The sequence below is a fragment of the Allorhodopirellula heiligendammensis genome (assembly GCF_007860105.1).
GTDB classification, from domain to species: domain Bacteria; phylum Planctomycetota; class Planctomycetia; order Pirellulales; family Pirellulaceae; genus Rhodopirellula; species Rhodopirellula heiligendammensis.
In genome coordinates this window covers 1-14,537 of record NZ_SJPU01000001.1, presented here as the reverse complement: position 1 = coordinate 14,537, position 14,537 = coordinate 1, and the positions used below count along the sequence as shown (strand labels likewise).

At 54.8% G+C, this 14,537-nt stretch carries 16 protein-coding genes; 7 read left to right on the top strand and 9 right to left on the bottom strand.

Features of this window, described 5'->3' with window-relative positions; translation table 11 throughout:
• Window positions 1–298 precede the first annotated feature (298 nt).
• The 6 genes from Poly21_RS00080 to Poly21_RS00055 all read left to right on the top strand — a co-directional run bounded on the left by Poly21_RS00080 (window position 299) and on the right by Poly21_RS00055 (window position 4,948).
• Window positions 299–514, top strand: a complete 216-nt coding sequence (locus tag Poly21_RS00080; RefSeq protein WP_146404757.1) for a hypothetical protein — start codon at window positions 299–301, stop codon at window positions 512–514.
• Between the two features lie 60 nt (window positions 515–574).
• A complete protein-coding gene (locus tag Poly21_RS00075; protein ID WP_302116980.1) occupies window positions 575–2,212 on the top strand; it encodes a hypothetical protein in 1,638 nt (545 codons plus the stop codon).
• 124 nt (window positions 2,213–2,336) lie between these two features.
• Entirely contained in the window at window positions 2,337–2,639 is a 303-nt protein-coding gene (locus Poly21_RS00070; RefSeq protein WP_146404751.1) for an OsmC family protein, read from the top strand.
• 90 nt (window positions 2,640–2,729) lie between these two features.
• Window positions 2,730–3,467: an RNA ligase family protein gene (locus Poly21_RS00065; protein WP_146404748.1), complete on the top strand. Its 738-nt coding sequence runs from the start codon at window positions 2,730–2,732 to the stop codon at window positions 3,465–3,467.
• The gene (locus Poly21_RS00060; RefSeq protein WP_146404746.1) at window positions 3,464–4,582 is read left to right on the top strand and encodes an AAA family ATPase; all 1,119 of its coding nucleotides are present in this window, start codon (window positions 3,464–3,466) and stop codon (window positions 4,580–4,582) included. Before Poly21_RS00065 ends, Poly21_RS00060 begins: the two co-directional genes overlap by 4 nt.
• Before the next feature lie 27 nt (window positions 4,583–4,609).
• Window positions 4,610–4,948, top strand: a complete 339-nt coding sequence (locus Poly21_RS00055) for a hypothetical protein (RefSeq protein WP_302116976.1) — start codon at window positions 4,610–4,612, stop codon at window positions 4,946–4,948.
• On the opposite strand, the gene Poly21_RS00050 is transcribed toward Poly21_RS00055, so the two are convergent.
• Entirely contained in the window at window positions 4,940–6,361 is a 1,422-nt protein-coding gene (locus Poly21_RS00050; protein WP_302116973.1) for a sigma-70 family RNA polymerase sigma factor, read from the bottom strand. The genes Poly21_RS00055 and Poly21_RS00050 overlap by 9 nt on opposite strands.
• A gap of 142 nt (window positions 6,362–6,503) precedes the next feature.
• On the opposite strand from Poly21_RS00050, the gene Poly21_RS00045 reads away from it, so the two are divergent.
• Window positions 6,504–6,758 (top strand): ferredoxin family protein, encoded by a 255-nt coding sequence (locus Poly21_RS00045; protein ID WP_146404737.1) that lies wholly within the window; start codon window positions 6,504–6,506, stop codon window positions 6,756–6,758.
• 24 nt (window positions 6,759–6,782) lie between these two features.
• On the opposite strand, the gene Poly21_RS00040 is transcribed toward Poly21_RS00045, so the two are convergent.
• The 8 genes from Poly21_RS00040 to Poly21_RS00005 all read right to left on the bottom strand — a co-directional run bounded on the left by Poly21_RS00040 (window position 6,783) and on the right by Poly21_RS00005 (window position 14,216).
• Complete coding sequence (locus Poly21_RS00040; RefSeq protein WP_146404734.1) at window positions 6,783–7,706, bottom strand: STM4011 family radical SAM protein; 924 nt, start codon at window positions 7,704–7,706, stop codon at window positions 6,783–6,785.
• Window positions 7,703–9,064 carry an STM4012 family radical SAM protein gene (locus tag Poly21_RS00035; protein ID WP_146404731.1) on the bottom strand — a complete coding sequence of 454 codons (1,362 nt, stop codon included), beginning with the start codon at window positions 9,062–9,064 and terminating at the stop codon, window positions 7,703–7,705. Before Poly21_RS00035 ends, Poly21_RS00040 begins: the two co-directional genes overlap by 4 nt.
• Complete coding sequence (locus tag Poly21_RS00030) at window positions 9,045–9,854, bottom strand: STM4013/SEN3800 family hydrolase (protein ID WP_146404729.1); 810 nt, start codon at window positions 9,852–9,854, stop codon at window positions 9,045–9,047. The genes Poly21_RS00035 and Poly21_RS00030 overlap by 20 nt, the downstream gene beginning before the upstream one ends.
• Window positions 9,848–10,519, bottom strand: a complete 672-nt coding sequence (locus Poly21_RS00025; RefSeq protein ID WP_146404727.1) for an HAD family hydrolase — start codon at window positions 10,517–10,519, stop codon at window positions 9,848–9,850. The genes Poly21_RS00030 and Poly21_RS00025 overlap by 7 nt, the downstream gene beginning before the upstream one ends.
• Window positions 10,516–11,637: an STM4014 family protein gene (locus Poly21_RS00020; protein ID WP_146404725.1), complete on the bottom strand. Its 1,122-nt coding sequence runs from the start codon at window positions 11,635–11,637 to the stop codon at window positions 10,516–10,518. Before Poly21_RS00020 ends, Poly21_RS00025 begins: the two co-directional genes overlap by 4 nt.
• 7 nt (window positions 11,638–11,644) lie before the next feature.
• Window positions 11,645–12,841 (bottom strand): STM4015 family protein, encoded by a 1,197-nt coding sequence (locus Poly21_RS00015; RefSeq protein WP_146404723.1) that lies wholly within the window; start codon window positions 12,839–12,841, stop codon window positions 11,645–11,647.
• A gap of 132 nt (window positions 12,842–12,973) precedes the next feature.
• The gene (locus Poly21_RS00010) at window positions 12,974–13,909 is read right to left on the bottom strand and encodes a DUF6745 domain-containing protein (protein ID WP_146404721.1); all 936 of its coding nucleotides are present in this window, start codon (window positions 13,907–13,909) and stop codon (window positions 12,974–12,976) included.
• A gap of 4 nt (window positions 13,910–13,913) precedes the next feature.
• A complete protein-coding gene (locus Poly21_RS00005) occupies window positions 13,914–14,216 on the bottom strand; it encodes a DUF8820 family protein (protein ID WP_146404719.1) in 303 nt (100 codons plus the stop codon).
• Window positions 14,217–14,537 lie beyond the last annotated feature (321 nt).

Genomic DNA, 14,537 nt, shown 5'->3' with positions numbered 1-14,537 from the left:
ACACGGTCGGGCTGTCCAGAGAGCTTGCGGCAATAGCCGATCAACAGAATAAGGTTCGTGGAGCGAAACTGAAGATGTCAGCCATCTTCGATTTCGGCAACGGCAACTTCGAACATGTTCCGATCAAGCGCGCGTCCGCATTTCCCGGATTCTGCAAAACACATGATCAGGAAATCTTTCAGCCGATCGATGAAGAAGTGTGGACCGGATCAGACAAACAGGTTTTCTTGCTTGCTTATCGTGCTCTGTGTCTTGAATTGTATGCGAAGTTCTCGGCGAGTTTTTATCGAACCCAGACTTGCGCAAGCTTTTCACGGAAGTGACCGAAAAATGGAAGGCGGATTCACTTGGCGAACTGTCTGAGAGCGAGTCGCTGGTGTTGGACAAGCTGTTGTCCGAATTCGATCTCGACAACTGGTCTGCTGAAGCGAGAAGCGATGGCCTTCATATCACCTTTGATGAGCCAGTCGACAGATCTGAACGCATGCAGGACGGTCGGCGGGAAGCCGAATAGCGAATGTTGGCAATCGAGTTTCCGCTGCGTTGCCGCACTCTGTTGAGCAAGCTTGAGCCCATGTCGGAAATAGAAGTTCAGGCATTCTGGAAAACGATGGTTTCAATTGCGGACAACGCTGATGCCATTCACTCGCTTGGTGAAACTCCCGAACATTCAGTTGGTGGTGGTATCGCTGTTTTGGTCGTGCTGCATTCTGATTGGCTAAAAGAAGAAGAAACTCGAGAGCATTGGTGTGCAGATCAATTTCGTATACTTGTCGAGAACCCACCGCCACGTCCCGATTTTGACGTGGCCAGTTCATCGAGCGATAGCTACTTCCGAAATTTTGAAGCAATCATTGCGATTTCGATCCTCAAAGAGGATCCCTGCGCGGTAGAGATCCGTCGGTGGTGTGCAATGAACTTGACGGGCTACAGTTACTCGGTCGCCAAGGACGTGATGGACTTCGCCTTTCATTGGCGAGCAGAGTTTGGTTCAACCTTTCGTCAATTGCAAAAACTGGCGGTGAATGCAGCAGGCGTTCGGTTTGTCTTCGAAACAACCAAAGGTGGCAACAGCATATTCAATTGCCCAAACGCGGCGTACGATATTGACGATCGGATGGACCTTTTAGTCGATGAATTCAGTGCTGGGGAGACGAGCGATGGTTCAATTGACTTCGTTCATGTGACATCGGCTGCGACCGACCAAATCAAGTCGTTGTTCCTTGCTGAGAGGTCGTTGAGTAGCGAAGATGACCTTCATTCCAAGCTTCGCGAGAAGCTCGAACGTCTTTCGGGTTTTGAGTCCGACTTGATCAAGGCAGCCTTCGGGTGGTTGGAGAGATTTCAAGAGATCGAAGAGCAAACCGATCGAGATCAAGCGGTCGAACTGATGGAAGTCATTACCTCCGGACTGCTTCGGCCGCTCGGGTCTACGTCGACGGCGATCGCGGATAGCCAGCGTGATGGAGAAGGCTTCTACCGACATCCGCGAGACTTTGAAAACTGGTGGTTCAGTGTGCTGGTTAATGCCATCGTGCATCTCGATAGTACTGAGCAAGCGAAGCGGCTCTGGCTGCCTTTGCTATCGCTGGGTCTCGACCGATTGCATTGGGTGGAGGGCTTCCTTTCTTCATGGTTCATCTACGGGAGCCGGGATCCTCACGACGTTAGGCGCTTCTGCGAACATTGGAAAGAGATGATTCAATTTGCGTGGAATCAACAGAATTGGCTGGAAAGCCCCGTTCGACACAATGAAACCAACGAAACATTATTCATTCGTTTGATGGGCCACTTGAGCTTCGGAGAGTCGGCGGTCGTTGACGAGCGGCTTCGGAGCGTCGTTGGTTCGATGCAAACCGAATACGAGCAATGGGCCGACAGATTTCTGCCGCATCCAGAAGTTGTGCGAGCCTACGCTGGGCTTCTTGCTGGCGATGCTTTCGTAGATCTGCGACGCAAGGGGATTGCACAAATTGCAGCCGCAACTGAGGACTTCAACGATTGGCACTGGCGATCACACTATTACCTGACATCGGCATTGCTCAAGTTGCTGGAGGTTTATTGGCGAGAGAATCAAGGCAGCGTCATTCGAGACAGCAGCCTCCGCGACGACTTTACCAAAGTTTTGAAGACCATGACCGATCGTCAAATTCCACGAGCGCTGGAGATGCAAGACCGCCTGATCCGAAGTCGCCGCTCACCAAATTCGTAGGTGGTATTAGCATCATTTATCGGAGAGCGGCAAATCGAAATTGGGGTCTATCCCTCGATTTAGCAAAAGGTATCGATGTCCGATGGTGGGTAGACCTACAATCAATTCACGGAATAGAAATTGAATGAATGAAACACTAGTTCGCGAGGTGGATGGTGGGTTTCGGCAAACCATCACGGCGGGTGGACATGAGCTCACTGCCGATGAGCTGGTGTCGGTTGGTGGGACAGATGTGGGGCCAGATCCGTACGGGTTGTTGCTGTCGGCTCTTGGAGCTTGCACACCGATGACGCTCAGCATGTACGCGAATCGGAAAGGATGGCCGGTCGAATCCATCTCGGTCCAGCTCGGTCACTCGAAGGTCCATGCCGAGGATTGCGAGGACGGCTCGCGTTCGAGAGGCGAGACGCCTGGCATTCGGCTCTGATGATTCTTTAGTTTGCCAGCTTTCAGGTGAACCGAGGAGCTCCATTCCGTGTCAACTGCCTTTCATTGCAACAACTCATGGAGATCAACGATGGGCGCTTCGCGGGGCGACTTTGTGAAATATCCGCGGACGCCGCATTTGTTTGGCTCTCGTGGGACGAGCGACGACAAACATCTGGGCGAGCTGGAATCGGTGGGGTTCCTTGCCGATGAATCGTTGATTGTTGAGGAGAAGATCGACGGGACGAATGTGGGGATCCACTTCGCCGGGGGGGAGTTGATGCTGCAGTGTCGTGGGCACCTGGTGACCGAGGGCATGCATCCGCAGTACGATCTGTTCAAGCAGTGGACGACAGTGAAACGGAACGTGCTGGAGGAACGGCTTGGCGAGCAGTTCATCCTGTACGGCGAATGGATGTACGCGAGGCATTCGATCCATTACCGCGAGCTTCGGCATTACTTCTTTGAGTTCGATATCTACGACAAGGATGCTGGCGTGTTCCTGACGCTGGAGCGGCGGATGGAGTTTCTCGATGAGACTGGGATTGAAACGGTTCCGATCGTGCATCGTGGGACGTTGAAGCGTTCGGATCTGGAGAGTTTGATTCAGGCGTCGGCGTTCGGTGCCGAGTTCGACAATCCGCTGACGGGGCGGCAGGATAATTTGGCTGAAGGATTGTACCTTCGCATTGAGAGCGAGACGCAGGTGACGGGGCGGGCCAAGTTTGTGCGGCCGGAGTTTGTTGAGAAAATCAAGCAAAGCACACACTGGCAACAGCAGGTGATGGTGCCGAATGAGTTGGTCGACGGCGTGGACATTTGGAAATGAATTGGGACGAGCTATCACGATCGAGCCACGAAGAGGTCATCGCGTGGGCGGAAACGCAGCCTTGGGCGCGAGCGATGGCGGCTTGCTCGCAGGATGCCCAGTGGCACGCCGAGGGCGACGTGTGGACTCATACCAAGATGGTTTGCTATCAATTGACGCGGCTGGATGAATGGGAGTCGCTGGATGATGACGACCGGCGAGCGTTGCTATTGACCGCGTTGTTCCACGATGCGGCCAAACCGCTGACGACGATCTTGGATCCGGAGACCGGGCACGTGCGTTCGCCCAACCATGCGGTCAAGGGCGAGCACTTGGTGCGCGGCGTGCTGCGTGACTTGGAATGCCCGCTCGACGAACGGGAATGCGTATGTTCGCTGGTTCGCTATCACGGCCGGCCGGCGTTTGTACTCGAACGAGAGGACACGGCGAAGGAAGTCGTTCGGTTGTCGTGGTTGAGTGAGAACCGCTTGCTGTATTTGTTCGCGCTGGCCGACACTCGCGGCCGTGACACCGCTTCGATGAGCCGGCCGGAAGACAACCTGCACTGCTACCGCCTGCTTGCCGAGGATAACGATTGCTTCGACACTCGTTATCCGTTTGCGACCGACCATGCTCGGCTGGAATACTTCCGCCAAGCCGAACCCAACCTGCACTACGTCCCGCACGATGAATTCTCTTGCACCGTCACGATGATGTGTGGCTTGCCGGGTAGCGGCAAAGACACGTGGCTGGCCAAGCATCGGCCGGACTTGCCGGTCGTGTCGCTCGACGAAATCCGAACGGAGATGAAAGTCGATCCGACTGACGATCAAGGCCGAGTCATCCAAGCCGCTACCGAGCGATGCCGCCAACACCTCCGCGCCGACACCTCATTCGCCTTCAACGCCACCAACATCCTGCGCCAAACCCGTTCACGATGGAACGGACTATTCTCCGACTACAACGCTCGTACCGAGTTGATCTACGTCGAACCGCCGATGCGAGTGCTGTTGAAACAAAATCGCGACCGGGCCAGATCCGTCCCCGAAAGCGTCATTCACAAACTGGCGGCGAAGGTGGAACCGCCGACGTGGTTGGAGGGGCATCGCATAATGACCGTCAGCGACAGTGGTTGACCGTCTGTTACAGAGTGATCGTGCCGAATGAATGTTACAGGGATGGAATGCGTCGAAGCGTTAACTGATCAGGAAGGCTACCTGATGAAATTGATCGCCAATGAAACGGCGGCACATTTCTTTCCGTACACGATCGAACATCGCGACATCCGAATTTCAGGACTGAACTACGAAGACGATTCGGCAGGCAACGCACTGGCAGCGATGGTCAAGCCTGGTGTGATTGAGTTCCGGCATCATCGAGATTTCTCGGACCAGCGTGTGCGAGAGATCGCCGCCCGCATCGTCGCTTCTCCAGTCGGCGAGTTCGCTTCGTCGTTTTCGATCCATTACCAGGGAAGGATCCTGGTCCAGAGTTCATCTTGATGGACCAAGCATCACCAGGATGTCGTCGATGGTTGCTGTTCGGTCTGCTGGCGATTTGCGAAGCGTGGCTGCGAGAATGTTGCGAAGTGCGTCGGGGATCGCTTCGCTTGGCAGGACTTCTGGATCGTCGCTCGAGAGCGTTGACGCCAGCGATTCTTCGAGACTCGTGCCAAAGTTGGGTGGCCTTCGGAAGATGAGCCAGTGAAGGAGACCGCCGATCGCGTAGATGTCCGTCTTGGGGCCAATCGAACCGAACGCTGGGTCGATTTGCTCGGGGGCAGCGAAGCCCGGAGTTCCTCCCAGGACTTGCGATGATGAATTCGCGGATGCTTGTGAAAAACCAAAGTCGGTGATTGTGATTCGATCGTCCGCGTCGACAAGAATGTTGCTCGGTGTAAGATCGCCATGGACCAGACCGGCGTGATGCACGGCCGCGATGGCATCGCAGAGTTGCTGGAGCCAATGGTTGATCTGTTTCGGTGTGGCGTCGGTAGCATCTTGCAATGAACCTCCGTCAATCCAATCGCTGATGACGTATGGGCCACCGTGCGGTGATTCGCCGTAGCCGAGGTAGCGGATGACGCCTGAATGTTTGATTTGCGAGGCGAGGTTGATCTCGCTCAGAAACGATCTCCGGGCAGCTTCGTTTTGCCAAAACGCCTTGCGAAGAAATTTTACGGCGGCGACCGTTCGGCCATCGGATTGCATGCTCGCCCGATAGACCTTGCCGAAGCCACCGCTGCCAATCAATTTGCCGAGCACGAATTCGTTGTAATTCACTCGGGGCAGCGTCGGCGGACTGTCTGCCGCGCGTGCGGTTTCGTTCGTGCTGGCGACGTTTGGGGCCAGTCGTTCGCGAACACGCGACAGGCGACGACGGACGGTTCGCTCGTCGATGCCAAGCGACTCGGCAAGCTCTCGATGCGTTTGGCCGGCGAGGATTCCTTTGACGATCGTAAATAGATCGGCCGGTAATTCGGCCTTCAATGTCGTTATGAACTCATTTGCCTCGTCGTTCTGGTCTAGGTCGTGCTCGCTGGTGATCTGAGGTTGGACGCTGTCGAGTGAATGTCGAACCTGATCGCCGCCACGTTTGACAGCTGATTGCCGTTCAATCGAACGGGCCATCTTTCGGCGAGCAAAGGTCGCGAGCAGACGCCACAGCGAAATACTGCGACTGACTTCAATGCGACTGTGCCTGGCGGCGTCGAAAAAGCTGCCCATCGCCGATTGGACGACGTCGTTTGGATCAATCGAGCCTTGGTAGCTGCGATTCAGGCGGCTGGCAACCAAAGCAACCAAACGGATGGCGTAGCGATCAAACAGGACTTCGGCGGCTCGCTCGTCACCTGCTTTCCACTCGCGCAGCAACCAACCATCCGGCCGATCGGTGAGCGATTCAGGGATTTTCAATTTTTCGTCGGGGCTGGTGTCCGGTTCCAAACTCGCTTTCTCACTTCCTTTGTGGTGGATCTTGTCAAAGATCCTTCGTGTTCAGACGGATCAATAACAAGATCCACTACAGACTAACAAACTACGGACCAAAGGCTATCTTATGGCGATGGTGGTGACTCAACCCTGCATTGGGTGCAAAGACAAAGCCTGCTTACCGGTTTGCCCCGTCGAATGTTTTCACGAAGACGACGCAATGGTTTACATCGACCCCGATGAATGCATCGACTGCGGAGCCTGCGTTCCCGAATGCCCGACCGAAGCGATCTTCTACGAAGACGACGTCCCGGACCAATGGAAAGGCTTCATCGAACTGAACGCCACCAAGTCCGCGGAATGTCCGTCGGCTCATGAGTGAACAACGAAAGATCGAGTAAATCCGTCAATCGCCCGAATGTGGAAAAATCGGAAGTCCGTGGGGCGATGGCGGGTGAGTCATCGTGGAATCCACATCGGGCCAATGATTTGGGATGCGCTCGAGAAGGTTGCCTCCGTAGACCCGGTCAAGCTCGAAGTCGTCGCGGTGGACGTACCCGATGTGACAGCCACAGGTGGCGTTGGGGCAGTCGCGCCGCTGGAGTGACGCCCAGATATTATCCTGATAGATGTTTCCAATCACATCGTCAACAAAATGGCATCGGCGTGCTTCGCCCTCGCCATCCACGGTGAACGATGACCATCCGGTTTGACAAGGCTTTCCCAGACTTGGCCAACGATGTGCATTCCAGCGAAAGTAGGGATCGACGGATTGCAGAAAATGAACGTCGTCCGCGCTGTACTGAATGTTGCTGCTCTTGGGCACGTTTACCCACAGATAGATGTCCGATCCCAAACGACTTCTCAAATTCGCGATGGCGTCAAAGTGTTCCTTGAACCCCACCACGCCAACACTGAATCGAATTCCCAAATCGTCCAAAGTCTGACATCGTTTTAAGAACCTCGGCAAGTCGGTTTCATCGGGATGAAACGTGGCCCAGATCGCCATGCGATCGACGCGAGCTTCAGAAAGGTCATCCAGGTGACCGCTCAAGTTAGTTTGAATGACGACTCGATGCACGTGATCCATCCAAGACAGCCGAATCATCGCCTCACGACAGTACCGATGGATGATCGCTTCGCCCCAAGGTGTGATCAGGACTCCGACGGGCCGCTGGCTAGCCTCGACCCAATCCACAAAACGATCGAGCTGTTGCCAGTCGCGGTCCAGCTCCGCGCGTGTATTGGTCGTCTTGGCGAACGGACAATACCCGCACGCATAGTTGCAGCTCGATAGCGAGCCTCGATACAAAATTCGCGTCACGTTCATCGCAAATGAAACTGCTCCATGCGCTGGCGGACCGAATGTGAATACAACCATGGACCGATGACATCGCTATGCGTTAGCCCTTCCTCATTCAAAAACAGTCGATCGGGTGTCAGCTCGGCGACGCCTTGTTCGACCAGTTCATCGACCTGCGGCAACAGATTCCGCACGTCGTCACCAAACTGAATGATGAATGCTTGGCGGCCCAGGCCGTCGATCTGCAGCAACGACCGGATCAGATAGCGTCGCGATTGCTCCTCCTCATTGAGCCAGACGCCGTAGTCGGCCCGTCCGAATTGCTCGTCACTACGCTCATTGAAATTGGCGATGATTTTTCGGACGCCAAGACCGCTGACTGCATACTCGCTGCTGCTGTGCAGTGCCGATGTGTAGCTCCTCGCACCCGGCCCCAGCCCAACCATGCCGTCTTCCTGGCAACAATGCTGGGTGGAGTAGTCAACATCGACGCGGCGAAACATGCGCATCGAAATTTGTCGGAAACCGGCTTGCAGCAGCAAGTCGCGGCCCAGCCCGTACAAGTGTCGGCGATTTTCAGCCGGGCTGCGTCCGGTTCGTCCGAGCCCCGTCAATTCGCGAACGTACAACGGATACAAGAAAACCTCTTCGGGGCGGTAGTCGAGTGCGTGTTGCACGGTCCGTAACCAGTCCGATTCGGTTTGATCGTGATTTCCGTAGATCAGATCCAAATTGAAAACTTCGACACCGCTTCTGCGTATCAAGTCGATCGCGGAATCCACTTGGTCGTTCTTTTGTGGTCGGCCCAAGCTACTGAGGTCGCGCTCGACAAAACTTTGCACCCCCATGCTAATTCGACGAACGCCAAAATCGACCATCAAACGGAGCTTGTCGGCATCGACCGTCGCTGGAGAGACTTCGACCGAAAACGGAACACTTCCAAGATCAACAGGCCAGTCCCGCCGAATTATTTCAAACACACGCCGCAGTTCCGACGCGTTTAAATACGTCGGTGTCCCTCCGCCGATGGCGACTTGGGCGATCGCCTGCGGCTGGACCGCGCCTGCGACAATCCGTGATTGACGAGCAATCGCGTCGAGCGTTTGTTGGACCAGTTCGTCGGCGGGCTGTGACGCCGTGAACAAGTTGCAGAAGCCGCATCGCATTTCGCAGAACGGCAAATGCAAATACAAATAGAGTTGCGATTTGTCTTCCGCCGCCCAAGCTTCCGCAAGCGAAACTGGCGGATCAAGCTCGCGATAGGATGTCTTGTGAGGATACGCGTAGGCATATCCGGCGTACTGATCCTCCGCGATCGCAGCCGCCAAAGTCTGCGACCGGTGCCCGCAGGAAACTCGCTCGCGCTTACCACTGGAAGTCGGCATAAGGCACCTCCCAAACAACACGATGAGCGAGTCGATGTCCCCAGTAACCCTCTTCGCCGTAGGCAGTCCCATGATCTGAAAAGAGAAGTGCAAACAGACTGCCTCGCCGCCGAAAACACTCCAGCAACCTCGGGATCTCGCGGTCGATCACCACCAAAGCTTCACCATGACTGATGAGCGTATCACGTCCCTTTTGCGGCGAGTCATTGTGCGGCCGTTCATTGCATGCGTAAAACCAGTTCGGTTGATGAATCGCTGAGAAATTGATGAAGCAGAACACCCGCTTATCTGGATATCTCTCGGTGGATTCGATGGCACAGTCGACTTGATGGGCTGGCGAATCTTGATCGACAACGCTCATGGATTCAGACCAATGGGCTTCGTCGAACAGGTCCGGCAATACACGTCCGAGTGCATTGTCCGGGTTGAAGAACCCCGTTCCGCCAACGCAGATCGTGCGGTAGCCGAGTCGTGAAAGCGATTGAGGAAGTGTCGCTTCTGGAAAGACAAACGTTTGCGGTCCCGTGGTATCACTGCCACCGAATTCTGAAGCGAACAACCGTTGGTGTGGCTCAGGATCAATTGGCGTGGGTAAGAAACCAGCAAAGAACGCGTGATGAGCGGCATAGGTGAACGTCGCGGGCGAGTGCCGACGTTGCCAACCGTCGGCCGGCAAATACCGTGACAAGTTGGGCAATCGTTCTTGCTCAAACAGCGATTGAGCGACGTCAAAACGCAGGGTGTCGAGCGTCATCATCAGGATGTCGCTGCGTCCGATATGATTCAGCATGGGTGCGCGACTCCCTCAGTGGATCTTGATAAAGATCCTTCCGCATTGGAGTCTTTAATTGGATCCACTCCATCAAAGTTTGGTCCCAAACTGTTTACCTGCACGATCAAATCCGCCGGGCAACGGACATGACAAGCCATCCAACCGGCTTTGCGGGCCGCGGTAATGTCGGTGTCGACTCGATCTCCAAAGTACAGACACTGATGGGCAGGCGTATCCAACGCGGCGGCGACCCGATCAAACGCCCGTCGGTCGGGTTTTGAAAAACCAATTTGCTGCGACACGAAAATGCGATCGGCTGAAAAGACTTGGTCGAGTGCCAAGAATCGCAGCTTGGCATGTTGAGTCTCCGTGCCACCATTGGTCAACACCGCCAGATGGAATCGCTCTCGCAAACGCTGCAAACTCGCAACCAGCCCGCGATGAAGCTCGATGAATTGAACGAGCGCTCTGACGAAACCGCGCTGGTCAATCGTCTCGCCCTTCATCGACCCATACTCGGCAAATAGTTCAAGACGATCCCCCGACCCGTTTTGATCCAGCGTTCGCAATCGCGTTCGGTCGCGATGCGAAACATTCAAGCTGTCCGTCCAGCGGTCAAAGGCAAGCTGCCGATCAAACAGCGTCTGATCGAGGTCAAACACCATAGCACGTATGTGATTCAAAATGCCGCCTCCTCTGGCAACGGTCTTGCTTGCACGATCGCTTGGTAAACCGTCTTGCCACCTACGACGAAGTTGGGCAAAAAGTCACCGAACGCGTTGACTTCGCACACCAACGGCTTGCCCCGTCGAGGCACCAAAATGTCAACGCCGCAATACAGCGTTCTTGGAAATTGGCTCGCCGCATGCAACGCGAGTTCTTGGCAATCACGCAACCGCCGCGTACCCACTACGTCGCGAACGGAGTTCAGCGATCCACGTCGATTTCCAAGATGCAGATTGGTGATTGGCGAGGGACTTTGTCGCACCACCACATGATCCGCTTGGCCGCTCACGACAACGATTCGCAAATCAAACCGATCGCCATAGACACGAGCTTTGTTGACGGCGGCTTCGGCGATCATGCCTTGCGGAATCAGCACGCTGAAAATGTCTTGAATGTCCCTCGCATCGGTAAACGAACGCACTCGCAGAGAGTTGAACAAGCGAACTCCCTCGGAATCTCGCACGATTTCGATGGGAGCTATCAGTTGCTGGCGATGACCGCTAACTCGGTAACAACCGACGCCCGACGCGGATGATGCGTAACGAGGCTTCACAAAAACGCGGCCTCCGCACTCATCGACGAACGGCAGAAGTGTTTCATTCAGTTCTCGCGGTTCCGATGGCAACAGGATCGTATTTGGTCGATCGGGCACGACGCGATGATGGCTCGCCCACTTGTCGAACATGACGGCGACTTCCCGTGGGTCTTGATCGAGACGCACGTCGGTGCGACGCGTCGACCAATCTGCGATGGCACGCAAGACTCGGCACAGCCCGGCATACTGCGCATCCAACGACTGAATCTCGCCGTCACGTGGAACTAGCGTTCCCGCGCCGTGACGAATCAAGGCGGCGATCACCTCACCACGCTGTCCAAACGAATCAATCCGCAAACGAGCGTTCACCGAAATGTCGTCGAGAATATCGGTGCCGTGCTCAATCAAATCAATCCAGTCGACGCAAATCGGTCGTGGCAAGCCCGAAGATTCGGCTGCGACGCAGTAATCGGTAAATCGCTGGCTGGTCGGGTCCGCGATGACCCAATGTTGGTTTGCGTTGGTCGTTAGGATCGTCATGGTGCGGCTACTCACCGACCGCTACGAAACGCCACTCTTCGTCGTCGTCCATGTGGGAAGGCTTCGACAGATCCAAATTGATGGGCAGTTTGCTCAACAAATTCGTGACTTCTTTGGTTAGATAGTTGTAGTGCAGACTGGCGTGTTGCAGCACTCCGCTGGTGGGCAACGACAGCAACGCGCGGCCTCCTTCATCCGTCATCACACCGAGCGAAAGATCGAGCGTTTCGATTCGCTGCACCAGCGGGCTGTTGACGATCACGGCCGCGATGCCGTCGGCGAACTCACAATTCCGCAAGCCAAGGTATTTCAACTTGGGAAACAGCTCGCCGCTCAAAATCGGTTGCAGATCCTCAACCGAACTGTCGCCACCGTACTCTTCGGTCCCCAGCCACAACTCCAAGTGCTCCAGCTCTGGGAAATCCGATCGAACGATCGCACGAACAACTTCAGCCGGCAACCCACCCGACTCGCAAATGAGGCCGCGCAACTTAGCGTGCTTTGGTTTGCTAATCGCCAGATCGTTTCCGCCACGCGTTCGAAGCAGTTCCAAGTTCGGAAACGCTTCCAGCAATGGCGACACGTCGGCTTGATGGATCCACGACATTTCGTTTTCTTCGGAAATGATGTCGCCTAGATAGATCGCTTTCAAACTTTCGAGCTGGTCGCTGCTATCGCACAACAACTTGATGACTTCATTGGGGTCACTGTCCTCCCCCGCCCAATTCCCGATGATGATACCAACCGCTTCCGTCGCTGCGTCGGTCGCCAGAAACTGCTTCAAGTGCGGGATGCAGTTCGGGGCATCCCATTCGCTGCGGAATCGGTAAACCGTCTTGCCACCAGCAGCAGGCTTTCTATCAGGATCGTAGTCAGCGACTCGTTTTCCGATGAACGTTTTGGCGTTGTGATACAAATCGTCTTGCTTGACTACGGATCGAAAGGCGAGCGTTGGAATCCCATCGCCGTCATCGCCCGTTGACGCGGACGCGCTGCCGGTATCGACGTAGCCCTTTTTTAGCTTCGCGCTGACCAGTTTATCGAAGTTTTTTTTTGCGGCTTCGTCATCAGCGAACGATTTCGTTTTCGTTTGGCCATCCGTGCCCGACCGACCGTAGGTGACCGTATGAGAACTCCCATCCAGTTCGATGTTCCAAAATTTGTTGGATGCCGAATCCATAAAAATCAACTCGCGTCGTTCCATTGGTCAATCCGTTTGGATAGGAGAAAAGAAGATTGAAGATATGCGTGAATTTACCAAATCAAGCAGCCGTAGTGGATCTTGTTAAAGATCCCCCATGCAAATTGAATATTTTACAAGATCCACTCCGAAAACTCACGTTTCGATCACCGGCTGATAAAGAGCCGGATCGTCAAAGCCAGCCATCCACGCGGCGGCTTGATGACAAGTTTCGATGGTGGGTGGAACACGCAGGAAATATTGCCGATCCGTGGACGGACAGCGGCACGCCAATCCAACCAACGGCTCGTCGTCACCCATTTCGATCTTCAAAAGCTGTCGCTTTCCGCCAGCATCAGTATCTTCATCCAACTCCTTCGCGTCCACTTCCTGTGAAAAACGCAGGTATCCCATCCGCTCAATCATGACGCGACGAAGCTCGGCATTCTTTTCCGCCAAGACCTGTTTGGACGTAATCTTGTCCGGCTCGAACGCAATTTCGTGCGTTACCGGAACACTCCGCCAACGCAGCGGAGCCGATTGAAGTGACTGAGGTAGCGAAGTGATGCTCGAACCACCAATATCAATCCAACCCGACACTCGCAGCCCTTCAGGAACGTCGTGCAAGTTCACGCATCCGGCCAAGTCAAGCTGCCCGAGCGGTCCTAGCCACTCGGGAAGATTGCGGATCTCCACACAATTCCTCAACTGCACATTGCCATTGCGGATCGTGGCGTCCTCTGGCCACTTCGACAGGCGAGGACAATCGCTGGCGTTCAAAAACCACGTGCTCAATCGTTCCGGCAACCGATCCAAAAACGTGCAACCGCGCAGGCTGAGCGAGCCACAAGTCAGGCCGGCGGGCAAACGCTCAAGTTGTTTGCAGTTGTCCAACTCCAAACGCGATCGCACTTTGACTTTTGATGACAGTTTCTCTATCGGGGTATTGCTTAGGTTCAAATCATTGCAGGCAACCGATCCAACGATCGACTTCACATCGGTTCCACTCAAGTCGATGCTGCCGTCGACGCGAACCGCTTTGGTTTCACCGGCAAGGATGTGCTCGCGAGCTTGTTTGGGTGTCATCGACATGAGTTCAATCCCGGATGATGCGAATTTCTTCGGGTGAATATTCGCGCTGCCGCCAAACGCGATAAAACCCCGACGGCAGCGAAATCGACGCGTGCTCGTCATGGACCAGCGTCGCCGCGTTCGCCGTGACATGCAGGAACACCCCGTCCGGTGTGTCATAAAGATCCGCCGACCCCCGCTCGGCAATCCGGTGGCAATGACCTGTCAACTCGCCGTGAGCCAGGATCGTATGCTGAGCCTTGCGACGAACGTCGGGAAGTATCGAAACTTCCTCCACCATGACATCTCCGTGACGAAACTGAGACATGGCAATTCTCCTTTTAAGTTGCCCGTGTTGGAGCCTTTGTAGATCGACTCGATTATCTACTATCCCTGGACACGTTTGGTCACGCCAACCGAAAAAATCTATTTCAGCAATCGCCGCATGGCCGCGGCGACTCCGAGGGTGACTTCGGTCATGCCGGGGGGATGATTGCAAACTGCAAATTGAACAATGCAAATTGGCTCATCCGACTAAAGCGTGCGCCGGGTTTGAAGTCGCGGAAGTTACGACGGATGGATAAAAAAGTGTGGACATGCCATCCTTCAAAGAGAATTCTCACATCTTCTTTGCAGGAACGTACATGTC